Below are 26,421 nucleotides of genomic sequence, written 5' to 3' on the forward strand. Positions count from 1 at the left end.
TCCCTTTCCGCCGAGCGAGCCACGCTAGCCCACCTCGCCCCGTCGATCGAGATCGTCGAAGGGTGCACCGCGCTGAGACTCGCGCGGCGGCGCCAGACGACCCGTCGGAACGAAACGCGTCGAGGTTCCCCACGGACGATCGTTTTTTGCTCCGACGGTTTTTCTTTTGAGGGGCAACGACAGGCAGGCCATCCTTGCCCTGTGCGACTCGAGGATCTTGCCGTCATCGGAAACTGCCAATATTCCGCGCTGATAGACCGCATGGGGTCGATCGTGTGGTGTTGCCTGCCGCGCTTCGACGCCGAGCCGGTCTTCTCCTCTCTGCTGGACGAGCAGGGCGGGGGGGTCTTCACGGTCGGCCCGGCGGGTGGTGAGCCGGGAGTGCAGCGATACCTTCCGAACACCAACATCCTCGAGACGACCTTCCGGTCGTCCTCCGGCGCCTTCCGGGTGCTCGACTTCGCGCCGCGTTACTTCCAAAATGATCGGTTCTTCCGGCCGACCATGATCGTGCGGATCGTCGAGCCGATCTCGGGCATGCCGCGCGTCCGCGTCCGCTGCGAGCCGCGGCTCGGCTGGAGCAAGGGCACCCCCGGCCGGCTCGTCGGCTCGAACCACATCCGCTACGAGGGCTTCGGCGCCCCGCTCCGCCTCACGACGGACATCCCGCTCTCGTACATCACCGACATCCCGTTCGCGCTCACGGGCAGAAAGCACCTCGTGCTCGCGTGGGGCCCGCCGCTCGAGGAGTCGCTCCCCACGGCCTGCGCTCATTTTCTCGGGCAAACGCAGCGCTACTGGGAGCGCTGGGTCATGCACTGCGACATCCCGCCGCTCTTCCAGCAAGAGGTCATCCGCTCGGCGCTCGCGCTCAAGCTTCATTGCTTCGAGGACACGGGCGCGATCGTCGCGGCCATGACGACGAGCATCCCCGAGGCGCCGGGCAGCGGCCGCAACTGGGACTATCGTTACTGCTGGCTGCGCGACGCCTACTACGCGCTCGCGGCGTTCCGGCTGCTCGGCCACTTCGAGGAGCGCGAGCAGTTCATCCAGTACCTCTTCAACATCGCCGAATCCGCCGCGCCTTCGCTCTCGCTCGGCCCGCTCTATCGTGTCGACGGCACGCCCGACCTCGAAGAGTCCATCCTCGACGCCTGGCCCGGCTACGAAGGACATGGCCCGGTGCGCGTCGGCAACGCGGCGTCCACGCAGCTCCAGCACGACGTCTTTGGGGAGATGGTCCTCGCGCTCGCGCCCGTCTTCCTCGACGATCGCTTCGTCGCCGAACGATCGACGCACGGACTCGATCTCCTGGAGCGGCTCGCGCAGAAGGCGATCGAGGTGGCGGGCACGCCGGACGCGGGCATCTGGGAGTTCCGCTCGGACGCGCGCCCGCAGACCTTCTCGAGCCTCATGTGTTTCTGCGCCGCCGAGCGCATGGCGCGCGTCGCCGAGCGCCACCGCCCTGCGCGGGCGAACCATTACCGCGCCGCGGCCGAGCGCATCCGCGCCGAGATCGTGGAGAGGGCCTGGCGCCCGGATCTGAACTCGTTCGTATCGAGCTACGGCGGCGAGGAGCTCGACGCCGCGCTCCTCCAGATGGCGCCCTTGCGCTTCTTGCCGCCGAACGATCCACGCCTGCACGGCACGATCGACGCCATCCGTGATCGCCTCTCGCAGGGCGGCTGGCTCATGCGTTATCGCGGCGACGAGTTCGGCGAAACGAGCGTCGCGTTCATCATCTGCACGTTCTGGCTCTGCGAGGCGCTCGCGGCCGTGGGCCGCAAGGCCGAGGCGCGCGAGGTGCTCGACCGCGCGCGATCCGCGCTCTCGCCGGTCGGCTTGCTCTCGGAGGATTACGAGACCCGAAACCTGCGGATGTGGGGTAATTTCCCCCAGGCCTACTCCCACGTGGGCCTCATCCACGCAGCGTTCGCGTCCTCGCCACCGTGGTCCGACATCCTTTAAGGAGGAGCCTCCTCCTCTTCTTCCTCCTCTTCGGCGCGCTCCTTCCTTCGATCGCCTTCGGCTCGGAGGGGAGCGCGCATGCCGATCCCATCGGCGCCGTCGTCCTTTACCTCGCCGTGATCCTCGCCGCGGCCAAGCTCGGAGGGGATCTCGCGGTCCGGATCGGCCAGCCGGCCGTGCTCGGCGAGCTCGTCTTCGGCGTCTTGCTCGGCAACCTCGGCGCGCTCGGGTTCTCGGGGTTCGAGCCGATCAAGACGGACGCGAGCATCGACATGCTCTCGCGGCTCGGCGTGCTCGTCCTCCTCTTCGAGGTCGGGCTCGAATCGACGGTCGCGCAGATGCTCGAGGTGGGCGTCACGAGCTTCTTCGTGGCCACGCTCGGCGTCGTGGCGCCCTTCGCGCTCGGCTGGCTCCTCGGCGCGTGGATCCTGCCCGATGCGAGCCCGTACGTGCACGCCTTCCTCGGCGCCACGCTCACCGCCACGAGCGTCGGCATCACCGCGCGCGTGCTGCAGGATCTGAAGGAATCGCAGAGCCCGGAGGCGCGCATCATCCTCGGCGCGGCCGTCATCGACGACGTGCTCGGGCTCGTGATCCTCGCGGTCGTCACGGGCATCATCGGCGCGGCCGATCGCGGCGGCTCGATGAGCTACGGCGAGATCGGGATCGTCTTCGGCAAGGCCCTCGCGTTCCTCGTCGGCTCACTCGTGATCGGCGCGAAGGTCTCCCGGCGCCTCTTCTCCATCGCCTCGCGCCTGCGCGCCCGCGGCGTCCTGCTCGCGCTCGGGCTCGCGTTCTGCTTCCTCTTCGCGTGGATCGCGGGCCTCATCGGCCTCGCCCCGATCGTGGGCGCGTTCGCCGCGGGCCTCGTGCTCGAGGACATGCACTTCCGCGACTTCACCCTGCGCGGTGAGTCGACCCTCGAGCACCTCATCCAGCCGATCTCGTCGTTCCTCGTACCGATCTTCTTCGTGCTCATGGGCATGCGCACGGACCTCGGCGCCTTCGCGCAGCCAGGCGTGCCGCTGCTCGCGGCGGCGCTCACGGGCGCGGCGATCGTCGGCAAGCAGGCGTGCTCGCTCGGTGTGGGCAAGGGGGTCGATCGGCTGAGCATCGGGATCGGCATGATCCCCCGCGGCGAGGTCGGGCTCATCTTCGCGAACATCGGCCAGTCGCTCACCGTGGGTGGCAAGCCCGTGGTCTCCGGCGCGGTCTTTTCGGCCGTGGTGGCGATGGTCATCGTCACCACGATGGTCACGCCGCCCGCGCTCGAGTGGAGCCTGGCCCGGCGCGCGGCCAAGCCGCCGAAGACGCCGCTCCCCGACGCGCATTGACCTTGCGAGGCGGTGCTCGTAACACCGATCTGTGGACGCGCTGCGCACCGACCTCTACCAGCTCACGATGGCCGCGGGGTACTTCCACCGCGGCATGCAAGACAGGCGCGCGACGTGCGAGATGTTCGTGCGCCGCTTGCCGCGGAGGCGTCGGTACCTCCTCGCGATGGGGATCGAGCGGCTGCTCGGCTACCTCGAGGACCTCTCCTTCACCGAGGACGAGATTCGCTACCTGCGCGATATCCCGGCGCTACGCGACGCGATGACGGAGCCGTTCGTCGAGTACCTCCGGCGCTTCCGGTTCCGGGGCGACGTCTCGGCCGTCCGTGAGGGCACGGTGGTGTTCGCGAACGAGCCGCTCGTGCGGATCTCGGCGCCGATCATCGAGGCGCAGATCGTCGAGACCTTCCTGCTCTCGGTGGTGAACCACGCGACGATGATCGGGTCGAAGGCGGCGCGCGTGGTGCGCGCGGCGGGGAGCGCGGGCGTGATCGAGTTCGGCACGCGGCGCACGCACCCGGAGGCGGCCGTGGACGCGGCACACAGCGCGTACGCCGCGGGGTTCGTGGGCACGTCGAACGTGGAGGCGGGCAAGCGCTTCGGCATCCCCGTCATGGGCACGGCCGCGCACATCTGGACCATGGCGCACGCCACGGAAGAGGAGGCGTTCGAGAACTACGTCGCCACGTTCCCGAACGCGTCGATCCTGCTCATCGACACATACGACACGCTCCGTGGGGCCGAGCGCGCGGCGCGCATCGCCAAGGACAAGCTGAAGGGCGTGCGGCTCGACTCGGGTGATCTGCTCGCGCTCTCGCGCGCGGTGCGTCCCATCCTCGACGCGGCCGGGTGCACGTCGGCGAAGATCGTCGCGTCGGGGGATCTCAACGAATACAAGATCGAAGCGTTGCGCCGCGCGGGCGCGCCGATCGATCTGTACGGCGTGGGCACGGATCTCGTGGCGAGCATCGACTCGCCCGCGCTCGGCGGCGTCTACAAGCTCGTCGAGATCGAGCAGGAGGGGAATGTCGTCCCGATCTGCAAGTTCTCCGAGGGCAAGGCCACGTTCCCCGGGCCGCACCAGGTCTACCGCTTCGTCGACGGCGCGGGCGTGCTCGCGCGTGACGTGATCGCGCTGGCCGACGAGGATCCGCGCGGGCTCGGCGAAGGAGAGCCCGAGGCGTTGCTCGTGCCGCGCATGACGAACGGAGCGCGCACGGAGCCGGCCGAGGGGCTCGACGTGGTGCGCGCGCGGGTCGCGCGGGAGCTAGCGCGTTTGCCGGAGGCGCTCCACGTGCTCGACGAGGCGCCGCCGCCCACGGAGCGCACGGACGAGCCATTCCGCGCCGTGCCCTCCGCGCGACTGCTCGAGCTCGTGGAAGATGTACGCGCCCGGGTCGTGGGGGCAGCGACGTAGGAGGGAAGGATCATGCGAACGATCTTCGTCGACGTGGATGTGCAGAACGATTTCTGCGAACCGAGCGGCTCGCTTTACGTGAAGGGATCGCCGACCGACGCGATGCGGAAGCTCGTCGCGTACGCGGTCGCGCATCACATCCCGATCGTCGGATCGGTCGACTCGCACGCCTGGGACGCGTGGGAGTTCGCCTCCACCAGCGGCACGGGTCCGAACGGGGAAAAGCCCAACTTTCCGGACCACTGTGTGAAGGGTACGCCGGGCTGGCTGAAGGTCGACGGCACGCTGCCACCGCGCTTCCGGTTCGTGCCGAACGTCGCGGACGCGCCGATCGCGCCGATCGTGGACGAGGTCGTCCGCGGCGCCACGCAAGGCGTGTACTTCGAGAAGGAGGTCTACAGCCTCTTCGTGAATCCACTCGCCGATCCGTTCGTGAAGGCGCTCGCCGCTCGGTACGACGAGCCGCTCTCGTTCGTCGTCTTCGGCGTGGCCACGGACTACTGCGTGCGCGCCGCGGCGCTCGGGCTCGCGGAGCGCGGGTATGCGACGACGCTGGTCACCGATGCGAGCGCAGGCATCACGGAGGAGGGCGTCGCGCGTGCGCTGGAAGAGATGAAGAGCGCCGGCGTGAAACTCGCGAAGTCGTCCCAGGTGATGCGGTGAGCGACAAGGAGTACCCGAAGCCGAGCTTGACGGCGGACGTCGTCACGTTCTCGCTCGACGACGAGGGCCGTATCTCCGTGCTGCTCATCCAGCGCGGCAAGGATCCTTTCGCGGGGCGATGGGCGATCCCCGGCGGGTTCTGCGAGCCCTCGGAGACGGTGCGCGAGAGCGCAGCGCGCGAGCTGGTGGAGGAGACGGGCATTCGAGATCTGCCGATGGTCGAGCTCGGCGTGTTCTCGCGGCCAGGCCGTGATCCACGCGGATGGGTCGTGAGCGTCGCGCACGTCGCGATTCTCCCAGCCGACCGGCGCGACGAGGCGAAGGGCGGCGACGACGCGCGAGCCGCGAAGTTCTTCTCGATCGGCCTGGACGAGCGTGGTCGCGTGACGCTCACGGCCGACGGCGAGGAGGCGGGCCCACTCGCATTCGATCACGACGAGATCCTCGCGCGGTCGATCGCGCGGCTCGAGGCGAGCTCGGACATGCTGGGGCCGATGCTCTTCGGTCGACCCATGTCGGGCGAAGAGGCGCAACGAGCGATCGAGACGGCGCTCTCGCGAGGATGAAATGGCCTTCGTATTCTTCGGCCTGACGGGCGGAATCGCGTGCGGCAAGAGCACGGTCGCAGCGCGCTTGCGCGAGCAAGGCGTGCAGGTGATCGACGCAGACGTGGTGGCGCGTCAGGCCGTCGCACCGGGGACGAGCGGGCTCACGGAGATCGTAAAACTGTTCGGCGAAGGCGTGCTTCGGCACGACGGCACGCTCGATCGAGGCAAGCTCGGGGCAATCGTGTTCGGCGACGAGGAGAAGCGCCGCGCGCTGAACCGGATCCTGCACCCACGCATCGGTGCGCGGACGATGATGCTCGCGCAAGAACTCGCCCAGCGCGGCGAGCCGCTCGCATGTTACGAGGCAGCGCTGCTCGTGGAGAACGGTCTGCAGGACGCCTTCCGCCCGCTCGTCGTGGTGACCGCACCCGAAGAGGTGCAGGTCCAGCGCACGATGGTGCGCGACGGGCTCGACGAGAAGGCAGCACGCGCGCGAATCCGCGCGCAGATGCCAGTCGCCGAGAAGGTAAAGGTCGCCGACTACGTAATCGACACGAGCGGCACGATGGAGCAAACGATCCAGCGCGCCGACGAGGTACTCGCCGCGATCCGCGCGAAGGCAGCCGAGAGCTAGGCGGTTTCAACCTGGGGACGTGGAGCCGGGGCGCTGCCCCGGACCCCGCGGGGGCTGTCCGCCCCTCGACCCGGACCAGGGCAAGCCCTGGACTCGGGGTGGAAGAACTGCGCTCCGCGCAGTTCTTCCAACGGGCCGGTGAGACAGCCTTGCCGGTCGAAATGTCAGCGCGGCGGTCTCAGTTGGCAGGCCTGCTCGCCGGTCTTGCCTCGACCTGTTCGATGAACTGCGCATTGCGCAGTTCATCGACCCCGGGTCCAGCGCTTGCGCTGGTCCGGGTCCAGGGGCGGATAGCCCCGGTGGGGCCTGGGGCAAAGCCCCAGCGAGACGCCTCCGTACTCAAACGCGCCTCGCGCGAAGCGTGGCTTCGTCGCGGGCCCAGGTGACGCGGATGAATGCGGCTGCGTTGCCGCCTTGGTCGGGGTGCGTCTCCAGCGCGAGACGTCGGAAGGCGCGGCGGATGTCGTCTGGGGAGGCGGTCTTTGGCAGGCCGAGGACTTCGAAGGGGCAGATGTCGGGTTCGGCGACGGAGGGCACGAATCTGCGACGTTTCTGTCGTGAATCCTTGGGCGGTGGTTCTTCGTGGCGGGTGCGTTCTTTGGACTCGACCCACGGCGACTGACCTGCTTGCACGCGGATCCAGGCGCGCGCCCAGATGGCTTCGACCTCGCGCAGGGGCTGGCCGGCGGCGCGCTCGGCTTGCTTGCGTGCTTCTTCGAGCGTCTTGGCCCCGCCGGAGAAGGCGTCTGGCTTGCGGAAGGGCGTGCGCGTGGGCTCGCCCGTCCACCAGGCGCACCAGAGATAACGACGGCGCTTGGTGGTGGTGATGGAGACGACGCCGGACATGAGAGACTTCGGCGCGAAGGATGGCTGCGAAGTGGGGGGCTGTCACGTGGTCGACGCTGCGGCGATGCGAGACCACGCTCTTGCTCATGCCGTCGTTGATGTACCGACCTGGGGCTCCGCTGGGTGCGTTCGTCGACTGCTTCTGGCACTACGACGGCGACCCTGCGCCTGCGGCCCGTGAGCGTGCTCTTCCCTCTGGCAGCCTCGATCTCGTCATCAACCTCGACGCCGATTGCCTCGAGTTCTTTGCGGTCGATGCCGTGACGCCGCTCGGGCCGCTGCCTGGCATCGTGCTCAGTGGCGCCGCTGCTGGCTTCGTCACCATCGGCCCGCGACCACGAACCACCGTCATGGGCGTGCACTTCAAGCCGGGCGGCGCGTTTCCTTTTCTTGGTGTTCCGGCTGGTGACCTCGAAGGCGTGCAGGTCCCGCTCGAAGCGCTCTGGGGCCCGAGCGCGCGCGAGCTGCGGGAACGCCTCGCCGAGGCCGCCACGCCAACCCAACGCTTCGCGATGCTCGACGCTTGCTTGCGCGAGCGCGCGCGGAGACCGCTCGAGCGCCATCCCGCTGTCGCCGAAGCGCTCCGCGCCTTCGAGGATCCGTGGCTCGAGAGCGTGGCGCAGGTCAACGCGCGCACCGGCCTGTCGCCGCGCCAGCTCATCGCGCGTTTTCGCGACCAGGTCGGGCTCGCGCCGAAGAGCTACTGGCGCGTGCGACGTTTCCAGGCGGCGCTGCGACATCTGGAAAGCGCGCGCGACGCGCGCGGCGCCGCGATCGCCGCCGAGCATGGCTACTTCGACCAGGCCCACTACAACCGCGACTTCCGCGCGTTCACCGGCATGAGCCCGCGCGAGTATCTCGCGCGCGAATACGCGCGCCCGAACCACGTGCCCTTGCGCGGCAAAAATATCCAAGATCCCACCGCCTGAGCGCGGCACGGTCTGCGCATGGACCATCCCGTCGAGACCACCGCTCTGCTCGTCGCCGCGATGCGCGCCGAGGAATCCACCCGCGGCGATCGCCTCTTCGAAGACCCCTTCGCGCACGACCTCGCAGGCGAGGCTGGACGCGCCGCGCTGCGCGACTACCGCGCCGCCACCGGCGCTTCCATTCCGATCATCGAGGTGCGCACGCGCTACTACGACGAGGCCCTCCTCCGCGCGCAAGACGCGGGCATCACGCAGTTCGTGATCCTCGCCGCCGGCATGGACGCGCGCGCGTATCGCCTCCCGTTTCACGGTCATGCGCGGTTGTTCGAGCTCGATCAACGCGCGATGATCGAGACCAAGGCGCGCGGCCTCTCCGCGGCGGAGCCTCGTTGTGATCGGCGCGCGCTCGCCGTGAATCTCGCCGAAGACTGGCCCGCCGTGCTCCTCGCTGCGGGCCTCGATCCGAACGCGCCTACGGCTTGGCTCGCCGAAGGGCTCTTGCAGTATCTCGAGGCGAGCGTCGTGCATGGCCTCTTCGAGCGGATCGGTCGCCTCTCGGCCCGGGGCTCGGTCTTGCTCTACGACGTCGTCGGCGAAGCGCTCCTCTCGGTCATGCGCGAGTCCGTGCTCCGCTACATGCGCGAGCTCGGCGCGCCGTGGATCTTCGCGACCGACGACCCCGCTTCGCTCGCCGCCGCGCACGGCTTCCAGGCTGACATCACGGACGCGAGCGTGATCGGCAATGCGTGGGGTCGCTGGCCCTTTCCCGCCGCGCCGCCGGGCGTGCCCGGTGTCCCGCGCGGCTACCTCGTGGAAGCCCACAAACGCTGAACGACTGTGCCCTTGCGGGGAGCGACTGTGCCCTTGCGGAAAGCCGTCCCGCCCTTGCGGAACATCGTCCTGCCCTTGCGGGAAGCGACCCCGCCCTTGCGGAACATCGTCCTGCCCTTGCGGGAAGCGACCCCGCCCTTGCGGAACATCGTCCCGCCCTTGCGGGAAGCGACCCCGCCCTTGCGGAACATCGTCCCGCCCTTGCGGAACATCGTCCCGCCCTTGCGGAACATCGTCCCGCCCTTGCGGAACATCGTCCCGCCCTTGCGGAACATCGTCCCGCCCTTGCGGAACATCGTCCCGCCCTTGCGGGAAGCGACCGAGCCCTTGTGGAACGCGACCCCGCCCTTGTGGAACGTGACCCCGTCCTTTGGGTGCCTGTCTTGATGTTCAGTGTTCGTCGTGGCAGCCTGAGCCCCGGGAGCGCATGGCCTCGTTCGCATCCAAGCTCGCCCGCTTGCCGCCGATGCCTGGCGCCGCGCCTGCGCCTGTCGCCGCACCCGCGCCCGCGCCCGCCGCTCCGGCCCCCGAGCCCGTTCCCGTCCCCGAGAACGCCGCGGCCGCGCTCAAGTCAAAGCCGTCGCTCGACGAGCTCCGCGATCGGATCGCCCGCATCATCAGCAAAGCCGCGCCCACCGCGCCGCGGCCCGATCCCACGCGCACCGAGCTTCCATTCTTCGTCGAGCACACGACGCGCGGTCCCCTCTACGTGCGTCGCGACCGCACGCCGCCCGCCGCGCGCGTCGGCCGGGCGCCGCTCGTCGCCGCGCGAGACGCGGAGCCGGGCTTGCTCTCGCTGCTCGCACTCGATCCCGCGCTCGCGACCTGCGACGCGCGGCGCGCGCTCTTCATCGACACCGAGACCACGGGCCTCCAGGGCGGCACGGGCACGGTCGCGTTCCTGCTCGGAATGTCGTTCTACGACGAGGCCCAAGGCGCGTTCATCCTGGAGCAAGCGCTGCTCCGGCGGCTCGGCGAGGAGGGGCCGATCCTGGAGCTGCTCGCGCGCAGGCTCGACGAGGCCTCGATGATCGTGACGTTCAACGGCAAAGCCTTCGACATGCCGCTGCTCCGCGCGCGCTTCGTGATGAACCGCATGTCGCCGCCGCGGGAGCTGCCGCACCTCGATCTCGTGCACGTCGCACGTCGCATCCACGGCCATCGGCTGAAGAGCCGCACGCTCGCCGCCATCGAGAGCGAGGTGCTCGGGCGCGAGCGGGTAGGCGACGTGGGCGGCGCAGACGTGGTCGCCTGTTACATGCACTATCTGCGGACGTCGGACGAGGGCGCGCTCTCCGGCGTGGTGACGCACAACGAGCACGACGTGCTGTCGATGGTGGCGCTCGTGGGTCTCTACGGCGAGCCGATGCACGGCGGGCTGCCCGGCGCAGATCTCGCCGGCGTGGCAAAGACGCTGCGTCGCGCAGGCGAGCTCGATCGCGCCGCCGAGACAGCAGAGGCCGCCGTCGTGCGAGGCGGCGGGGCGCTGGCGAAGCGGACCCGCGGCGACATCGCAAAGGCACGCGGAGACAAGGCGCGCGCGCTGCTCGACTACGAGGCGCTCGCCGAGGAGATCGACGATTCCTCGGTGCGGCTGGAGCTCGCAAAGCTCTACGAGCACCACGTAAAATCATTCGCCGCAGCGCTCGCGCTCGTCGAGCAAGGGACCGGCGAAGCAGAAGCAGCCACGGAGAAGCGTCGCGCGCGGCTCCGGCGCAAGATCGAGAAGAGGCCGTGAAGAGGTTCGTCCTGGCGCTCGCAGCGCTCCTCGCAGCGCCGAGCTGTGGATACCGAGTCGTGGGCGCCGAAGCAGCCTCCGCAAGCCCACTCGCCGTCCTACCCGCACCCGGCGTGGTCGCATCCGCCGTGGCCGAAGAGGGCGTCGTCGCCGGCGCACGCGCCGAGCTGGCCGCCACAGGTCTCCTCGCCTCATGTGATCCCCGCACCGACACACGATGCCCAGCCCTCGTCGTCGAACTCGTACGCGTGGAGGAAGGCGGCGCCGCGCTAGGCGTCGAAACCCGAGACGGCCCACCCCTCGCACGCTCCGTAGTCTTCACACTCCGCGCCCGCGCCTTCATGCGTCGCACAAAAGACGCCCCCCCCGAACGTCTCGGCCCCGACCTCACCGTGCGCGAATTCGCCGCCCGACAGGACGACCCCACAGCGTTCCACGCAACCCGCGAAGAAACCCTCCGCCGCGCAGCCGAGCGCCTCGGCGCGCTACTCGTGCGTCGAGCTCTGGAGTGAGCCACGGCGTAGCGCCGGGGTTTCACCCCGGACCCCGACCAGGGGTTGTCCACCCCTGGACCCGGACCAGCGCAAGCGCTGGACTCGTGGTCGATGAACTGCGCGATGCGCAGTTCATCGAACGGGCCAGGTCAAGACCGGCGACAGTCTTGCCAGTCGAAACCGCAGCGTCGACGTGCCTGCTCGAGCTGGGGCAGCGCTGCTGTCTCGGCTGGCAACACCGCTCCTGGTCTTGCGACGGGCCCGTCCGAGAAACCGCGCATCGCGCGGTTTCTCGGCCCTCGGTCCAGGCCGTGCCTGGTCCGGGGTGCAGGGGGCGGACAGCCCCCTGCTGGGGTGCGGGGCGACGCCCCGCCTCCGCCTCCGCCTCCGCCTGGGGGTTTGCCCACTGGGCTCGACCCGTGTGCGGGTTCCTCGGGGCGGGGCCTTTCTCCAGCAATGACAAACAGCGGCGCGTACGCTACCGTGGGGAGCGATGATTACCGTCGGCTGCGCCGGCTTTCCCGTCCCAGCGACGCGGTACTTCCGCGAATTCATGTTCGTGGAGGTTCAGGAGACCCACATGTCCATGCCTGGCCCTGGCACCATCCGGCGGTGGCGGCGGGAGGCACCGGAGGGGTTTCGGTTTGCGTTGCTTGGTCCGCGTGAGGTGGGGCAGGAGGGGTTCCGGGACGGCAAGGTCATCGAGACGGCGCTGAAGGGACTCGAGGGCGTCGCGGAGGAGCTCGAGGCGAAGACGGCGGTCTTCGTTGCCCCGCCCGAGTTTGCGCCCAGCAAGACCAACAAGGGCATGCTCCGTGAGTTCCTCCACGCTGTCCGCTCGCGCTTCGACCGCGTCGTCTACGAGCCTGCGCCTGGGTGGGATCCTGACGAGTGTGACGAGCTCACGCAGGAGGTCGGGGCCCTCGCGGCGCGGGATCCGCTGGTCTCGGGCCTCTCGAAGCTCCCGACGGGCTACTACCGGCTGCATGGACCTGCGGGCCACAAGTCGCGCTACGAGGACCCGGCCATCGAGAAGCTCGCCGACATTGCCCGCGGCGGAAGACACCACAAGGATGCGACGTACGTGTTCACGAACGTCGACATGTTCGCGGACGCGAAGCGCTTCAAGAAGGCCTTGAAGCTCTAAAGTTCGTGCCTCGCGGGCGGCCGCTTCTCGCGGGCGGGGGCTTGCGTTAGGCTGTCATCGTGCGCGCCTGGCTGGCTTGCTTGTTCATGCTCGCGCCGACCGTGGTGCTGGCGTCGAGTTGTGCCCTCGAAGGCTTCGAGACGTTCACGCCTCCGCCTGAACCCGCGGAGCTCTGCGGCCATGCCTCGGTGCCGGGACCTCCGGCGCCCACGCCGCCGAACGACGCGGAGCCTGAAGAACAGTTCGTCGTGGCGCTGCGCGTCCTCCGGCTGAAGACCGACAAGGACGGCGGTGACCTCGGGCTCGATCTCGACCGGTTCTGTAGCTGCCAGGGCGAGGAGCGGTCGTGCATCCCGCCTGCGGGGCAGCCCGAGAAGTTGAGCTGCGACAAGGCGATGGGGCGGGACAACCAGATGCCTGCGCTGTTCAACCTCGTCGAGCTTGCCTTGCAGGTGCAGGACCTCTCCGAGCGGTACAGCCTCTTCGCCGAGCTCGGCAACTGGGGCATCGTCTTCCACGTCAGCGACTACAACGGCCAGCTCGACGACTCGAAGGTGCGCGTCGCCTGGTACGGCAGCGAGGGGACCGCGGCGACGCCGGCGTGGGACGGCAACGACGCCTGGCCGATCTCGACGAGCACGCTCGAGAACGGGCTGCCGAAGTACTTCGACAACGACGCCTACGTCACCGACGGCACGCTCGTGATCTCGGCGCCGACGGGCGGGATCGCGGTCGCCGGCGGCAACACGCGGCTGCACATCAACCTCTCTTCCGGCACGATCACCGCGAAGATCCTGAAGGACGACTTCGGGCGCTGGGTGCTGCGCGACGGGCTCATCGCCGGTCGCATCCCGCAGATCGAGCTCTTCCGCATGGTGCAGAGCTTCCGCGACGATACGGGCACGCCGTTCTGCACCGACAACATCTTCTGGGGCGCGACGCAGGACGCGTTCTGCCGCGGCCTCGACGTGCAGACCGGCCCGCCCGAGCCGAACAAGCCCTGCAACGCGGTCTCGTTCGCGGCCGGCTTCGACGCTGATCCCGCGCAGCTCGGCATGCCGAAGGATCCGAACCCCGACACGATGGGCTGCCCGCCCGAGACCGATCCGATCGCTTCGTTCCAGATGTTCGGCTGCCCGCCGCCGCCGAACCCCTGACTCATTCGTCCGCGGCGTCGCCCCCGTCACCCGCGTCGGGCGTGGCGGGGGTCGTCGTGCCCGCGTCCACGGGCTTCACGACGAACGCGCAGTCGGCGAGCTGCTCGGGCTTGCGCGTGATCACGAGGCACGGCGCGATCGCGGCGGGATCCGCGGCGGCGATGAGCGGCTCGGCGGGACAGTCGGCCATGGTCGCGGCGCCGGCGCGCGCGCATGCGGCCACGGCGCGCACGGCTTCGACGCAGCGGGCCGTCGCGTCGGCGCTGGGCTCGACGTCGTTCTGGATCCCGTGCAGGCATTGATCGCGGTAGAGGTTGATGCAGAACGTCGCCTCGGCCTCGGTGGCGCCGCAGGCCTGCGTGGCTTCGCACCGCGCCGTCTCGATCTCCCGACACGCGTCGATCCCCACGGCGTCCGTACCGCACGCGCTGGCGACCGTGGCGGCAAGCAGGCCGAGGGCTGCGGCGAGGAGATGGCGGGGTCCGGGGCGCAGGCGCACGGCGGTCGGGTAGCATGGCTCTTGGCCATGCGTCGAGCTTTCGGCAAAGCTACGCGCCGAAGCGCCGCCCCGACGGAAACGTGTGGCCGTCCAGGGCGCTGCTCGAGCCGGAAGAGGCCATGACGACCGCGATGATCCTTTGCGCCGGCCTCGGCACGCGTTTGCGGCCGATCACCGACGAGATGCCCAAGCCCCTGGTTTGGTTCGGCAACAAGCCGTTGCTCTTTCACATCCTCGATCGCCTCGCCGCCGCCGGCGTCGAGCGGGTCGTGCTGAACACGCACCACCTCGCGGAGCGCTTCGAGCGGCGGCTGTTCCTGGGGGCCCCGATCGGGGTGACCCTCGTGCACGAGCCGAAGATCCTCGGCACCGCGGGGGGCGTCGCGGCGGCGGCGCCCGCGCTCGGGCCGGGGGACGTGCTCGTGTGGAATGGCGACATCCTCGCGACGTTCTCCGTCACTGCGCTCGAGGGTGCCCACGCGCGCGCGAAGGCCAAGGGCGCGATCGCCACCCTCGCGGTTGCGTTCCGGGATCCCGAGAAGATGCGGGTCGGGGAGGGTACCGTGGGCCTCGGGGAGGATGGCTCGATCGTGCGGCTGCGCGGCGAGACGTTTGGTCGCGAGGTGCGGGGGGCGGATTTCGTCGGCGTGCAGATCCTCGGCGAGGTGGCGCGCGCACGCTTGCCCAGCGAGGGTTGCCTCGTTGGGGACGTGTACTTGCCGGCGCTCCGCGCGGGCGAGCGGGTCGCGGCGAGCGCGATCGTGTCGCGCTTCTGCGACCTCGGCACGCCCCACGCTTATTTCGAGGAGAGCATGCACTGGCTCGCCGAGTTCGGATCGTGGCGCGGCGAGGACGTGCACGTCGATCCCGAGGTCTCCCTCGCGAGCGTCATCCTCGGCGACGGCGTGACCGTGCGAGGGCGGGGCGAGCTTCGCGAGGTCGTGGCCTGTCCCGGCGCCGCCGTGGAAGCGCCGCTCGAGCGCGCGATCGTCCTCGGGAGCGGAACGATCGTACGGGTCTGAACGAATCGATCAGTCGGGGAAAAACGTCTCCACGTGCAGCGCGGGCGAGCCGTCTTCGAGCACCCCGCCCAGGATCGAGAGCGTCCCGTTCGGCGCGGCCACCACCGTCGCGCCCGATCGTGGCTCCCGGAGCGGCCGCTCTTCCACCGTCGGCCCGCTCAGATCGATCACGAACACCCGCACGTGACGCGGCGGCAGCGGCTCGTGCCCGACCACGATCACGCGTGATCCTCCCAGCGAAAACGCTTGCGCCCGCGTGATCCACACGGGCAGCGTCGCGCCCGAAACCTCCTGGGTCGCGCATCCCGACGTGCAGCTCGGGCTCCACGTCCGCACCTTCGCCGCCGCTCCGGCCGCGTCGATCCCGCCGACGAGCGCCATCTTTCCATCACCCGCCACCACCGCCGCCGCGCCCTCCATCCCGTCCGCCGGCATGTCCCTTTGCACGAACGCCGTCCCGCCCTCCGGCAGCACCTCGAACCCCGTCGCGCTCGCGTTTCCCCCGACCACCACGAGCCCCACGCCCGGCGCCCACGCCGCCGCTGCGCCCTTCCGCGCCGCCGACAGCCGCAGCACCGACAGCGCGCCGCTCGAGCTCACCGCGAGCACCTCGTCCGTCGCCGTCTCCGCTCGCGTCGCCCCCACCACGTAACTCGTGCCGGACGGTGACTCCACCACGAGCCCTCCGGCCACGTCGGCGAACGAGCCCGCGCTCTCCGGCCACGCCACCGCGTACGTTCCGCTCCCGTCCACCGCGCTCGCGCCCGCCTCTCCGACGAGCATCATCCCGCTCGGCCGTCCCACGATCGTCCGCGCCGTGAGCGGAAACGCGGCCATCACGGCCGGCCCCCAGCCGAGCAGATCGTAACAATCTCCGAGCCGCACGTCCCCCGCGCCGTCCGCGCCCGCCGCCGCGCTCCCGCCCGTCGTCACCAGGAACTGCTCGCCGATCACCGCCCCCGGCGCGTCCACGTGCGCCCGCACGAGCTCCCCCGGCGGCCGCGCCCACTTGCCCACGCGTTGCACGAACACCGGCACGTCACGCACGAACGCGCTGGGCACGATCCCCGTGAGCGACCGACCTCGCACGACCGTCGCCCCTTCGGCCGTGGTCCCTGTCACCTCGACACCGAGCGGCTCGTCTTCGGGCACCTCGCCGAGATCGAACGTCCCGCCGGGCGTCGTCTCCGCGGTGAACGTCGTCCCGCTCGCCGTCTTCGCCTCGATCCGGATCTTCGTCACGGCGGGCGCGGCCGAGAACGTGTCCGCCTCGTGGCCCGTCACGATCTGCAACGTCCGCTCGATCGGCTCCTCGCTGCATCCGCTCCCGAGGAGCGCCGCGATCACGAGCCACCCAGCGCGCTGGTCCATTCGAGCGCTCACGCGGCGCGAGCGTACCCCGAGCCCGGCTGCTTTTCATCTCGCCGCCGCGCCGCGCGCGCCCCGTGCTAGCAGGATCTCGCCGTGCTCGTCGGTCGACAGCTCCCCCTCGCGCCCGATCCGGTTGCCCTCGCGGATCGCCTTCGCGCTGCCGGCGCGGACCGCCTCGCCCTGCTCCACACAGCCGACCGCACCCCCGGCCCCTACGCGCGGTTCTCGTACGTCGCGTGTGACCCCGACCGCCAGTCGAGCGCCCTCGATCCGCTTGCCGACGACCCCGATTTTCCGTTCGGCGGCGCGGCGGGCACGTTCCGGTCCGTGCCCCGCTGGATCGGCGTCTTGCCCTACGAGGGACACCGGCACCTCGAACGCCCCGGCTGGACCCCGCGGGAGGGCGATCGACGGCCGCGGGCGATGCTCGAACGACCGCTCTGGCTCCGGTACCCGGCCGTCGTCGTCGTGGACCATGCCGAGGGGCGTGTGTTTGCGGTGGGCGTCACACACGACCACGTCGAGGCGCTCGCGCGGCGCCTGCTCGCGACGCCTGCACCGGGGGGGCGGGGACCGTTCGCGGTCGAGGTCGCGGATGCGGAACCGACACGGCTTCACCTCGAACGGATCCTCGCCGCGAAGGAGCTGATTGCCCGAGGGGAGCTCTACCAGGTCAACTTGGCGCGACGGCTCCTCGTGTCGCTCGTGCGGGGCGAGCCGCTCGATCTGCACCGCCGGCTGAGCGCCGCTGCGCCGTCTCCGTTCGCCGCGTGCCTGCACCTCGGTCGTGATCTGGCCGTCGTGTCCACCTCACCGGAGCTCTTGCTCGAAGCGCGAACGAGGTATTTCCCCGAAGGCAGGGAGTTTCCTGCAGATGGATTGCGATCCTTCATGTCGAACCTGCGAGAGGGTCGAAATCGGCCTGATCGGGGAGGGGATCCACGACGGAAATCCATCCTGAATTCGGTACCTTTCGGCAGATTGTTCACATGTCCTATCAAGGGCACACGGCCGCGCGGAAAAGACGCCCGCGAAGACGCTGCGCTCGTTCAGGAGCTCGACCAGGATCCCAAGGAAAACGCAGAGCTCACGATGATCGTGGATGTGGAACGTAACGATCTCGGTCGTGTCGCGGCCGTGGGATCGGTCCAGGTCCTCCACGGACCCGGTGTGGTGACGCACAGAACCATCCACCACCGCGAGGCCCTGCTCGGGGCGTGGACTCGACCCGGCGCGACCCGGCACGACGTGCTCTCCGCCATGGTCCCGAGCGGCAGCGTCACCGGCGCGCCCAAAATCCGCGCCATGGAGGTCATCGCCCGCCTCGAGAGCGCCCGCCGCGGCCTCTACACCGGCGGCTTCGGCCACGTCGCCCACGACGGCAGCGTCCTCCTCGCCATGGCCATCCGCACCGTCGTGCTCCAGGGCCGTGAGGGCGAATACTTCACCGGCGGCGGCATCGTCGCCGACTCCGACCCCGCCCGCGAGCTCGAAGAGACCCGCTGGAAGGCCCTGCAACTCGAAAAAGCGGCAAATCGGACGTTCGCGGCGTCTTGATGTGCTCTGATGTAAGACTATGTGCTGACAGAAAGTTGGTGGTCCGAGCGGCCTCGGGGTACTAATCCGCCCGTACGATGGGCGTCGAAGAGCAAGTTCGGAATCTGGTGGTGGGTGCACTCACCGATCTGGCGGGGAGTGGGGTCCTGCCGTCGGAAGTTACGTCGGCAGCGTTCTCCGTGGAGCGCCCGAAGCGCCCCGAGCACGGCGACCTGGCGACGAACGCAGCCCTCGCGATCCAGAAGGCAGCGAAGAAGCCGCCTCGGGAGATCGCGACGCTGCTCGCCGAGCGTCTCGGCAAAGAGCCCGACATCCGCGCGGTGGAGATCGCCGGTCCGGGCTTCCTGAACTTGCGCCTCGCGCCGGCGATCTACCAGCGCGTGCTCGGCGACGTGCTCGCCGCGGGGCCGTCGTTCGGGCGAGGGCCCGCGGGGCTCGGCGAGCGGGTGCTCGTGGAGTTCGTCAGCGCAAACCCGACGGGGCCGCTGCTCATCTCGCACGGCCGCGGCGCGATCCTCGGCGACGCGGTCTCGACGCTCCTCGAGGCCGTGGGGCACCGCGTCACGCGCGAGTACTACATCAACGACTTCGGCAACCAGATCCGGCTGCTCGCGGCGAGCGTGCTCGCCGTGGCGCTCGGCCGCGAGCCGCCCGAGGGCGGCTACGGCAAGAACGACTACCTCGAGGATCTCGTCGCCTGGCTGCAGAAGACGCACCCCGAGCTGATCGCCGACGACAAGGTCGAGGAGCTCTCGCGCGTCTGCGTGACGCGCATGCTCGACGGCGTGCCGGGCTCGAAGGCGCTGCCGGGCATCAAGAAGACGCTCGCGTCGCTGCGGATCCAGTTCGACGGCTGGTACTCCGAGGAGAGCCTGCACCGGTGGGGCCGGGTGAGCGCGGCGCTCGCGGAGCTCTCCACGCGCGGTTACCTCGAAGAACGCGAAGGGGCGCTCTTCTTCAAGAGCACCGACGAGGGCGACGACAAGGATCGCGTCGTGAAGAAGCGCGACGGGTACTACACGTACTTCGCGAGCGACATCGCGTACCACGCGGACAAGATCAACCGCGGCTACGACCGGCTCGTGAACGTGCTCGGTGCCGATCACCACGGCTACACGGCGCGTGTGCGCGGCGCGCTCGCGGCGCTCGGTCTGCCGAAGGAGCGCTTCGAGGTGGTGCTCTACCAGCTCGTGAACCTGCTGCGCGACGGCAAGCCCTACAAGATGGGCAAGCGGCTCGGAAACCTCGTCACGATCGAGGAGGTCGTCGACGAGATCGACGAGGCCGCGCGGCGCAAGGGCGCCGGCGCCGACGCCCTCCGCTACTTCTACCTCGCGCGGCGGAGCGACACGACGATCGACCTCGACATCGAGCTCGCCAAGAAGGCCTCGATGGACAATCCGGTCTTCTACCTGCAGTACGGCTACGCGCGCCTCTGCTCGATCCTGCGCCGCGCCCAGGAGAAGTTTGGGCTCCAAGTACCCCGGCACTCGTCCGCGCTCGCGGCGCGCCTCGAGCACCCGGACGAGCTCGCGATCCTCGGTCGGCTCGGGGGCTTCCCGGCGGTCGTGGCGGAGGCGGCGGCGCTGCGCGAGCCGCACCGGATCCTGTTCTACCTGCAGGAGCTCTCGCAGGACTTCCAGAGCTACTTCACGCGGCTGAAGAAGGACGGCGACACGATCCTGCCGCTCGACGCGCAGATGGCGGAGGCGGGCTGGCAGGAGAAGTGGGATCGGCAGAAGAGCGAGGCGCGGCTGCTCTGGATCGAGTCGATCCGCACGGTGTACGCCGCGGGGCTCAAGCTCGCCGGCATCACCGCGCTCGAGCGGATGCACAAGCTCGAAGGCGAGGCCGCCGCGGCGGAAGCAGAAGAGGAGGCCGGAGCGTCATGACCGTACGTTCGGACATCGGGGACGGCGGGGCCATCAAGAACCTGGAGGACATCCAGGAGGCCGATCCCGCCTCGCGCCCGTCGCGCGCCTCGGCGCTCGTGCTCGCCTCGCTCGGCGGCGCGTGCATCGTGTTCGCGGCCGTCGCGCTGCTCCGCGCGCCCGTGAAGGAGAAGCCGACGAACGTGGATCCGCTCGGCGATCTCGTGGCGAAGGCGCACCCCGCGGGCGTGAAGGTGGACAAGAAGCCGGACCTCGCCGGCCACGAGATCACCTTCCCGGGGATGCTCTCCGACACGAAGAACACGACGGCGCTCGAAGCCGTGCGCTCGCCGCAGTCCGCAAAGCAGCCGCCGCCGGAGGCCGCCGCGGCGCCGCTCCCGCTGCCGCCGCCGGAGACGGTCGCGGAGAAGCTCCCGCCGTCGCCGCTGCCGGCGCAGCACATCCTGCAGGCGCCGCCGGACTCGGCCGCGGGTCGCGACACGCTCACGCAGATGGCGAAGCACGTGGCGCGGGAAGACGGGGCCGAGGCCGCGGAGGCCGGCGGGCCGGGGCAGTACCAGCTCCAGGTGAGCTCGTTCAAGACGCAGCAGGAGGCCGACAAGTTCGCCGCCGCGCTGCGTCGACGTGGCCACCGCGCCTACGTCGAGCCCGCGATGGTGAAGGGCCGCGGCCTCTGGTACCGCGTGCGCATCGGCCCCTTCAAGTACAAGCACTCCGCCACGATCTACCGGCAAGATTTCGAGGCGAAGGAGCGGCTCGTCACGTTCATCGTGGAGCCGCCCAAGAAAGACGCCGCCGGCAAGCTCGCCGCGGACGAGAGCGCCGAGCAGTAAACGGCTACCGCCCGATCCCCCAGATCTCGCCCGTCGCCCAGGTCGCGTCGAGCAGCGACAGCGCGCCGTGCACGACCTCCGCGGGCGTGCCGAAGCGGCCGAGGGGAGAGCGGGCGGCGAGCCGGTGCAGGCGCGTCGGATCGGCGTCGGCCTCGGGGTCGGCGACGATGCCGATCGCGAGCAGGTTGACGCGCACCTGCGGCGCGAGCTCGACGGCGAGCGCGCGCAGGCCTGTCTGTAGCGCGCCCTTCGCGGTCAGGTACGCGACGTGGTTCGGGAAGGGCCGCGTGACGCCCGCGTCGACGAGCGCGACGACCGCGCCCTCGGTGCGCGTGAGCTCCTCGGAGAGCGCGTTCACGAGCAGGAGCGGCGCGACCGCGTGCACGGCGAGCGTGTTCTCGAGGTCCTCGCGCGAGAGCTTTTCGAGCGGCGTGTGCGGGAAGGGGCCGCAGGCGAGGATGACGCCGTCGAGCCGGCCGCCTTCGAGCACGCGGCTCGCGATGCGCTCGGGCGCCTCGGGATCACGCAGGTCCGCGCAGACGGTGGTGGGTCGGCTTTCGGGCGCGCGCGAGAGCTCGTCGGCGAGGGCGTCGAGCCGCTCCTGGCTACGGGCCGTGATCGCGACGTGATCGCCGCGTTGCACGAGCGCCTTGGCGATGGCGACGCCGAGCCTGCCGGTGGCGCCGACGACGAGGATACGCTTCGGATCGTGGGGGATCGTCATCCCTGCTCCTGGTCTCGGTCTCTGTCTCTGGAAGGGGAAGCTTGGGCCTCGTTCGGGCGCGTGTCGTCGGCCACGGAGGCGGCGACGCGGAGCTCGCAGGAGAGCACGCCCTTCGTGCCGGCGATCTTGCCGGCGAGCGCGGAGAGGCTCTCGGCATGGCCGCGCAGCACCATCGTGTCGAGGTAGCGCTCGCGATCGATCCGCACGTGCTGGCTCGCGACGACGAGATCGGCGCTGCCGGGTTCGGGCTCGGAGAGGCGCAGGACCTCGCTGCGCACGTGGGGCTTGTAGACGACGGAGAGCGTGGCGACGACGGAGGCGCCGCGGTCCCAGGCGGCGCGCGTGAGATCGGCGCGGACGAGATCGCGGATGGCTTCGGAGCGGTTCTCGTAGCCGAGCGCCGCGATGCGCCGATCGAACTCGGTGAGCAGCGCGCGGTCCATGGCCACGCCGAAGCGGACGAGATCGCTCATCGTTCGAACACCGTATCAGCTCACTGCTTCTTCCGGTCGAGGTGCCTGCGCGCGGCTTCCTGAATCGCCTGGGTGACATTCTTGCTCTTGGCGAGCTGGCGGACGTCCGCGTCGCGCAGGAGCGGGATCAGGCGCGTCGACATGGTGAGGGGCGTCTTCGGGTTCTCCACGAGGTTGCGCTTGATGGTGTAACTCTTCAGCCACTCGGCATTCGATCCGAGGATCCGCAGCACCTCCTCGGAGACGTTGCGGTTCTTCGTGATGAGGTTGACGTCGTCCTCCTGGAGCATGGGACTCCGGGCGACGGCGCTCGCCACGAGGCGGTTTCGGTCGCGCACGAGCAGGAGCCGCTCCTCCTTCGAGCCGAGCTGCGCGCGCCGCACCTTCTGGCTGATGCTCATGTCGGCGATGAGCTTGTAGAGCGGCTTGAACTTCGGTTTTACGGCCTCGGTGCCCTCGTCGCCGGCTTCGTGGGTGTCCTCGGGGGCGGGCGAGGCGAGCGTGTCGGCGAGGGCGGCCGTCTCGGCGAAGAGGACGTCGTCGGGCGTGGGCTCGTCGGAGGCCTCGGGGACGAGCTCGCCTTCGAGCGCCGCCGCGGCCTCGCGGAAGGCGGGGATCCCGGAGAGCTCGAGGCCGTTTCGGCGCGCGAGGTCGACGATGCGATCGGCCGTGGACATGCGCGTCGCCCGGTTCATGTAAAGCAGCTCGATGAGCCGGGGGTGGGCGAGCAGGCGCGCCTCGTTCGTCGCCACGAGCTCGGTGACGAGCTCGGTCCCGGTCCGCGCGAGGTGCTCGACCGTCTCCAGGTTGACGCGCGGCATCGTGACGAGCTTCTCGAGCACGTCGAGCTTGCCTCCCGAGGCCCGCGCGAGGGCGTCGATCACGGCCGGGTGGAGGTCGCTCGCGAGGGCGCCGGCGAGCAGCGGCGGGGGCGGGGCGTCGAGCGTCGAGCGCGCCGTCGTGGCGACCTCGGCACGCTCTCTCTGCGCGAGGAGCACGACCACGGCGAGGACGTCGGCTGGCTTCAGGCCCGGCGCCACGCCGCGCGCGGCGAGCTCTTGCAGCTTCGGCGGCGCGCTCGGGTCGAGGAGCTTCTGGGCGGGGCCTGGCAGGGAGCCGATGTCGATCGGGGCAATCATGGGGGGACCTGTGCTCTTCCGGCCGGCTTGCCATTGCTGGAGACCGTGCTCGGCACTATTCTCACCGACGTCGCGGTCCGTCGCGGCGAAAAGTTCGAGCCATGGGAAGCGGGCCTGCCGAAAGCGGGTTTCGCGTGACGTGGCAAGGCGTCCGTCCCGCCGGCTCGCGGGCGGAGAGCAGGGAGCTCGACATGGGGATCATGGATTTCGTCAAGGGTGGCGTGCGCGAGATGATGATTGCGCGCCCCGATAGGTTCAAAAACCTCATCGTCTACAAGCACCCGGATCAGAACGTCCCGTTCTGGTCGCAGCTCACCGTCGACAGCGACGAGTGCGCGCTCTTCTTCAAGGACGGCAAGTACATGGGTTACCTGCCGCCTGGGCGTCACACGCTGCAGACGCAGAACATCCCGTTCCTGAACAACCTCATCAACAGCTTCACGGGCGGCGACGTCTTCATCGCGGAGATCTACTTCGTGAAGATGCAGCCGATCCGGAGCGTCCCGTTCGGCGGCCCGCTCGAGTCGATGGAGGATCCGATCCTCTACGAGTTCGTCACGCCGCGCATCTTCGGCGAGTTCTCGCTCGTCGTGACGGACCCGGTGCGGTTCGTCATCGGCTACCACGGCCAGGCGGCCGGCGCGCAGGACAACGACGTGATCCTGAACTGGATCAAGGGCCTGTTCTTCATGAGCGTGAAGACGGTCATCGGCCAGATGTGTGCGCAGCAGGGCAAGAGCCTGCTCAACCTCGGCGGCATGAGCATGGAGATCGCCGGGCGCATCCAGCAGAGCGCGCCGAACCTCGACGAGATCGGGGTCAAGATCCTGCAGATCGGCAACTTCAACATCAACTTCGCCGCCGACGATCAGAAGCGCCTCACGGAGGCGAACAAGGCGCGGGCCGAGGCGCGGCGCGGCGTCGGGATCGCGGCGGACACGGCGCGGGCGAACCAGTTCCAGCTCGATCAGAAGTTCCAGCAGGACGCGCGCAACGCGCAGTACCTCGGGACCAACCCGGGTTGGAACAACTACGCGGCGGGGCAGGCGATGATGGGCGCCGGCGAGGGCATGGCCAAGGGCGGCGGGAACACGGGCGTCGCGCAGCTCGGCGCGCAGGCCGCGATCGGCATGGGCATGGCGCAGATGATGCACCCGCAGAACTTCCAGCAGCCGCCGTACGCCCAGCAGCCGCAGGCGCCGCAGCAGCAGGCGCCGGGCGGGGGGCAGAGCGTGGAGGCGCGGCTCCAGAAGCTCGCTTCGCTGAAGCAGCAGGGCCTCATCAGCGACGAGGACTTCAACGCGCGCAAGGCGAAGATCCTCGAAGAGATCTGAGCCGCCGAGCGGCCTCGACGGAGAGCACGGGCGCCTCACGGCAACCGCGGGCGCTCGTGCTTCGTACGTTCGAGAAGGTTGCCCGACCCTCGCGCACATTGATACCGTGGAGACTCGGGGGCAGGGCGGCGGGAGCCGACGGTTTGTCCCCGCGCGGGACACCCATTTTGAGGACGCGGCCTGCCGGTTCCTCGGTTAGAGTTGTTCAGTGGCGCGAACCATCCGCATAGGGAACGACGCTCAGGCGCCTTCGCCCGCACCTCCTCGCGAGCCGAACGGAGCCGCCGCGGACGCATCACTCGTGACCGACGGGAAGCAAAAGCGGGCGCGCGCCCGGCGCTGCCCCGCTTGCGACAAATGCTTCTCCGGTGAGGTGCGCTTCTGCCCGTACGACGGCGACGCGCTCATCGACGCGCCGGACTGGAACCCGAACGCCGATCCGCTCATCGGCCAGATCATCGACAGCCGTTACGAGGTCGTGTCGGTGCTCGGCGAGGGCGGGACGGGCTCGGTGTACGAGGTCCGGCACACGACGCTCGGGCGCAGGTTCGCCCTCAAGGTGCTGCGCGCCGACATCGCGCGCGATGCGCAGATCGTCACGCGCTTCATCCAGGAAGCGAAGGCGGCCGCGGCGATCGGGCATCCGAACATCGTCGCCGTGAGCGACTTCGGCGAGGTCGTCCCGGACAAGAGCGCGCCGCTCAGCTCGAAGGTCCCGTACTTCGTGATGGAGCTGCTCACGGGCAGCTCGCTCGCGAGCGTGCTGCGCAGCGAGCGGATCCTGCCGGCGGATCGCACGGCGGCGATCGGGCTTCAATGCGCGCTCGGCCTCGCGTCGGCGCACGAGGCGGGCGTCATCCACCGCGATCTCAAGCCCGACAACGTCTTCCTCGTTCGCAGCGGTGATCGCGAATTCGTAAAACTGCTCGACTTCGGCCTCGCGAAGATCGCGGGCACGAGCCGCGTCACGCGCCAGGGCATCATCTTCGGCACGCCGCACTACATGAGCCCCGAGCAAGCGATGGGGCAGCCGGTGGATCACCGCACCGACATCTACGCGCTCGGCGTGATCATGTACGAGTGCCTGACCGGCCGCGTGCCCTTCGAGGCCGACAGCTTCAAGGGCGTGCTCGATCAGCACATCCACGGCGCGGCCGTGCCCGTCGAGCAACGCGTCCCGGATCCCACGCAGATCGGGCCGCTCGGCGAGATCATCAACCGTTGCCTCGCGAAAAACCCGGCCGAGCGGTTCGCCACGATGGCGGAGCTCGCGGCGGCGCTGGAAGAGGCGATGGGCCTCATCCCGCAGAGCGGCGACCTCATGTTCGGCGAGGAAGGTCAGGCGATCGGCCCGCCGCGCGTGGAAAAACGCGAGGCGCCTGCCGCGTCGGCCGCGCGGGGGCCGCTCGTCGTGGTGCTCGCCGCGGCCACGGTGATCGCGCTCGGCGTGGTCGCGTATCTCGCGATCCAGCCGCCGCTCAATCAGCAGACGACGGGGGCGACGGCGACGGCTCCGACCGCGCCGACCGCGCCGACGGCGACGGTCCCCGCCACGCCGACGACGCCGGCCGCGGTCGCGACGCCTGCGCCGACGCCGACGGCGACGACGCCGGTCGCGGTCGCGACGGAGGAGCCGACGGCGCCGACGCCGACCGCGCAGGTCCCGCCGACGCCGACGGGCACGCAGACGGCCGTGGTGCGTCCGTTTGGCACGACGACCGGCGGCACGTGGAAGGGCACGGGCTCGCCGCCCACCGCGACCGCGCCTGCGACCACGCCGACGCCGCCGCCGACCACGACGACGAAGAAGAAGTCGGGCGGCGGTGGAGACGTCGTCGATCCGTGGGGCTAGCGAGGACCGCCGGCGTTCT

25 protein-coding genes are annotated in these 26,421 nt (G+C 69.8%); 18 read left to right on the forward strand and 7 right to left on the reverse strand.

Annotated elements, in window-relative coordinates; all coding sequences use genetic code 11:
* Positions 1–201: 201 nt before the first annotated feature.
* From QHF83_RS29675 to coaE, 6 genes are read left to right on the forward strand one after another with little or no spacing between them, the layout of a single operon-like run.
* On the forward strand, positions 202–1,968 hold the full coding sequence (locus tag QHF83_RS29675; RefSeq protein ID WP_282421347.1) for a glycoside hydrolase family 15 protein: 1,767 nt from the start codon (positions 202–204) through the stop codon (positions 1,966–1,968).
* The gene (locus QHF83_RS29680) at positions 1,950–3,302 is read left to right on the forward strand and encodes a cation:proton antiporter (protein WP_282421348.1); all 1,353 of its coding nucleotides are present in this window, start codon (positions 1,950–1,952) and stop codon (positions 3,300–3,302) included. The genes QHF83_RS29675 and QHF83_RS29680 overlap by 19 nt, the downstream gene beginning before the upstream one ends.
* A 31-nt stretch (positions 3,303–3,333) precedes the next feature.
* The gene (locus QHF83_RS29685) at positions 3,334–4,719 is read left to right on the forward strand and encodes a nicotinate phosphoribosyltransferase (RefSeq protein ID WP_282421349.1); all 1,386 of its coding nucleotides are present in this window, start codon (positions 3,334–3,336) and stop codon (positions 4,717–4,719) included.
* Between the two features lie 12 nt (positions 4,720–4,731).
* Entirely contained in the window at positions 4,732–5,382 is a 651-nt protein-coding gene (locus QHF83_RS29690) for an isochorismatase family protein (protein WP_282421350.1), read from the forward strand.
* Entirely contained in the window at positions 5,379–5,948 is a 570-nt protein-coding gene (locus QHF83_RS29695; RefSeq protein WP_282421351.1) for an NUDIX hydrolase, read from the forward strand. Before QHF83_RS29690 ends, QHF83_RS29695 begins: the two co-directional genes overlap by 4 nt.
* Position 5,949: 1 nt before the next feature.
* Complete coding sequence (gene coaE / locus QHF83_RS29700) at positions 5,950–6,564, forward strand: dephospho-CoA kinase (RefSeq protein ID WP_282421352.1); 615 nt, start codon at positions 5,950–5,952, stop codon at positions 6,562–6,564.
* A 339-nt stretch (positions 6,565–6,903) separates the two neighbouring features.
* Here the strand turns inward: coaE and QHF83_RS29705 are convergent, their stop codons facing one another.
* Positions 6,904–7,410, reverse strand: coding sequence for a J domain-containing protein (locus QHF83_RS29705; protein WP_282421353.1), 507 nt, complete (start codon positions 7,408–7,410; stop codon positions 6,904–6,906).
* Positions 7,411–7,430: 20 nt separating this feature from the next.
* Between QHF83_RS29705 and QHF83_RS29710 the strand changes: the two genes are divergently transcribed.
* The gene (locus tag QHF83_RS29710) at positions 7,431–8,339 is read left to right on the forward strand and encodes a helix-turn-helix domain-containing protein (protein ID WP_282421354.1); all 909 of its coding nucleotides are present in this window, start codon (positions 7,431–7,433) and stop codon (positions 8,337–8,339) included.
* An 18-nt stretch (positions 8,340–8,357) separates the two neighbouring features.
* On the forward strand, positions 8,358–9,170 hold the full coding sequence (locus tag QHF83_RS29715; RefSeq protein ID WP_282421355.1) for an SAM-dependent methyltransferase: 813 nt from the start codon (positions 8,358–8,360) through the stop codon (positions 9,168–9,170).
* Here the strand turns inward: QHF83_RS29715 and QHF83_RS29720 are convergent.
* Positions 9,143–9,466, reverse strand: a complete 324-nt coding sequence (locus QHF83_RS29720) for a hypothetical protein (protein WP_282421356.1) — start codon at positions 9,464–9,466, stop codon at positions 9,143–9,145. The two genes, QHF83_RS29715 and QHF83_RS29720, sit on opposite strands and share 28 nt — an antisense overlap.
* 131 nt (positions 9,467–9,597) lie before the next feature.
* Here QHF83_RS29720 and QHF83_RS29725 point away from each other — a divergent pair, with 131 nt between their 5' ends.
* The 4 genes from QHF83_RS29725 to QHF83_RS29740 all read left to right on the forward strand — a co-directional run bounded on the left by QHF83_RS29725 (position 9,598) and on the right by QHF83_RS29740 (position 13,706).
* Entirely contained in the window at positions 9,598–10,908 is a 1,311-nt protein-coding gene (locus tag QHF83_RS29725; protein WP_282421357.1) for a ribonuclease H-like domain-containing protein, read from the forward strand.
* Positions 10,905–11,420: a hypothetical protein gene (locus QHF83_RS29730; protein ID WP_282421358.1), complete on the forward strand. Its 516-nt coding sequence runs from the start codon at positions 10,905–10,907 to the stop codon at positions 11,418–11,420. Before QHF83_RS29725 ends, QHF83_RS29730 begins: the two co-directional genes overlap by 4 nt.
* Positions 11,421–11,895: 475 nt before the next feature.
* Positions 11,896–12,549, forward strand: coding sequence for a DUF72 domain-containing protein (locus QHF83_RS29735; protein ID WP_136929637.1), 654 nt, complete (start codon positions 11,896–11,898; stop codon positions 12,547–12,549).
* Positions 12,550–12,608: 59 nt separating this feature from the next.
* On the forward strand, positions 12,609–13,706 hold the full coding sequence (locus QHF83_RS29740) for a hypothetical protein (protein ID WP_282421359.1): 1,098 nt from the start codon (positions 12,609–12,611) through the stop codon (positions 13,704–13,706).
* A 1-nt stretch (position 13,707) separates the two neighbouring features.
* Here the strand turns inward: QHF83_RS29740 and QHF83_RS29745 are convergent, their stop codons facing one another.
* The gene (locus QHF83_RS29745; RefSeq protein WP_282421360.1) at positions 13,708–14,205 is read right to left on the reverse strand and encodes a hypothetical protein; all 498 of its coding nucleotides are present in this window, start codon (positions 14,203–14,205) and stop codon (positions 13,708–13,710) included.
* A 119-nt stretch (positions 14,206–14,324) separates the two neighbouring features.
* On the opposite strand from QHF83_RS29745, the gene QHF83_RS29750 reads away from it, so the two are divergent.
* Positions 14,325–15,227, forward strand: coding sequence for a sugar phosphate nucleotidyltransferase (locus tag QHF83_RS29750; protein ID WP_282421361.1), 903 nt, complete (start codon positions 14,325–14,327; stop codon positions 15,225–15,227).
* 9 nt (positions 15,228–15,236) lie between these two features.
* Here QHF83_RS29750 and QHF83_RS29755 read toward each other — a convergent pair whose 3' ends face one another.
* Positions 15,237–16,610, reverse strand: a complete 1,374-nt coding sequence (locus tag QHF83_RS29755; protein WP_282421362.1) for a hypothetical protein — start codon at positions 16,608–16,610, stop codon at positions 15,237–15,239.
* 81 nt (positions 16,611–16,691) lie between these two features.
* On the opposite strand from QHF83_RS29755, the gene QHF83_RS29760 reads away from it, so the two are divergent.
* From QHF83_RS29760 to QHF83_RS29770, 3 genes are all read left to right on the forward strand, one after another.
* Positions 16,692–18,155 (forward strand): anthranilate synthase component I family protein, encoded by a 1,464-nt coding sequence (locus QHF83_RS29760; protein WP_282421363.1) that lies wholly within the window; start codon positions 16,692–16,694, stop codon positions 18,153–18,155.
* A 77-nt stretch (positions 18,156–18,232) separates the two neighbouring features.
* A complete protein-coding gene (argS, locus tag QHF83_RS29765; protein ID WP_282421364.1) occupies positions 18,233–20,047 on the forward strand; it encodes an arginine--tRNA ligase in 1,815 nt (604 codons plus the stop codon).
* Positions 20,044–20,880: an SPOR domain-containing protein gene (locus QHF83_RS29770; protein WP_282421365.1), complete on the forward strand. Its 837-nt coding sequence runs from the start codon at positions 20,044–20,046 to the stop codon at positions 20,878–20,880. Before argS ends, QHF83_RS29770 begins: the two co-directional genes overlap by 4 nt.
* A gap of 4 nt (positions 20,881–20,884) precedes the next feature.
* Here QHF83_RS29770 and QHF83_RS29775 read toward each other — a convergent pair whose 3' ends face one another.
* Genes QHF83_RS29775 through QHF83_RS29785 form a run of 3 tightly spaced genes read right to left on the reverse strand, consistent with a single transcriptional unit; the run spans position 20,885 to position 23,216 of the window.
* Entirely contained in the window at positions 20,885–21,604 is a 720-nt protein-coding gene (locus QHF83_RS29775) for an SDR family oxidoreductase (RefSeq protein WP_282421366.1), read from the reverse strand.
* Complete coding sequence (gene nikR, locus QHF83_RS29780) at positions 21,601–22,077, reverse strand: nickel-responsive transcriptional regulator NikR (protein WP_282421367.1); 477 nt, start codon at positions 22,075–22,077, stop codon at positions 21,601–21,603. The genes QHF83_RS29775 and nikR overlap by 4 nt, the downstream gene beginning before the upstream one ends.
* A 20-nt stretch (positions 22,078–22,097) precedes the next feature.
* Positions 22,098–23,216, reverse strand: coding sequence for a hypothetical protein (locus tag QHF83_RS29785; protein ID WP_282421368.1), 1,119 nt, complete (start codon positions 23,214–23,216; stop codon positions 22,098–22,100).
* A 101-nt stretch (positions 23,217–23,317) separates the two neighbouring features.
* Here QHF83_RS29785 and QHF83_RS29790 point away from each other — a divergent pair, with 101 nt between their 5' ends.
* Together QHF83_RS29790 and QHF83_RS29795 are read left to right on the forward strand one after the other, a co-directional pair.
* Positions 23,318–24,550 carry an SPFH domain-containing protein gene (locus QHF83_RS29790; RefSeq protein ID WP_282421369.1) on the forward strand — a complete coding sequence of 411 codons (1,233 nt, stop codon included), beginning with the start codon at positions 23,318–23,320 and terminating at the stop codon, positions 24,548–24,550.
* 301 nt (positions 24,551–24,851) lie between these two features.
* Positions 24,852–26,402, forward strand: a complete 1,551-nt coding sequence (locus QHF83_RS29795; RefSeq protein ID WP_282421370.1) for a serine/threonine-protein kinase — start codon at positions 24,852–24,854, stop codon at positions 26,400–26,402.
* Positions 26,403–26,421 lie beyond the last annotated feature (19 nt).

Origin of the sequence: Polyangium sp. 15x6, assembly GCF_029960785.1 — a bacterium.
Taxonomy (GTDB): domain Bacteria; phylum Myxococcota_A; class Polyangia; order Polyangiales; family Polyangiaceae; genus Polyangium.